The organism is Xanthomarina gelatinilytica (assembly GCF_000348685.1).
Lineage (GTDB): Bacteria > Bacteroidota > Bacteroidia > Flavobacteriales > Flavobacteriaceae > Xanthomarina > Xanthomarina gelatinilytica.
The window spans coordinates 1-434 of the sequence record NZ_ANLA01000038.1 but is presented as its reverse complement, the minus strand read 5'-3'; the positions used below and the strand labels follow the sequence as shown (position 1 = coordinate 434).

General features: G+C 45.2%; 1 protein-coding gene. It reads left to right on the top strand.

The window, feature by feature from the left end; genetic code table 11:
- The coding region (locus D778_RS14640; protein ID WP_040492748.1) for a hypothetical protein at positions 1–434 on the top strand (434 nt) is incomplete at both ends.

Sequence of the window (434 nt, the reverse complement as noted above, 5' to 3'; positions counted from 1 at the left end):
AATGGTGGTGCCATCGCTGCTGATAATTGTTCTACAATTACCTGGACAAATAACTATGGTGGTGCGACTTCTGATTGTGCTGCACCTATTGAGGTTATCTTTACTGCTACTGACGCATGTGGGAACGCTGTCTCAACTACCGCAACATATGCTATTGTTGATACCCTTGCACCTGAAATCACTCAAGCCAGTCCTGAAACTGTAGAATGTGATGGTAACGGAAACATCGATGCCCTTAATGCTTGGTTGGCTAATAATGGTGGGGCAACTGCAACAGATGACTGTTCTGCTATCACTTGGTCAAACGACTTTACTGCTCTTTCTGACGAGTGTGGGGAAACAGGTTCTGCCACTGTAACTTTTACTGCTACGGATGGCTGTGGAAATGAAAGTTCTACTTCCGCTACCTTTACTATTGTAGACACTGTGGCTCC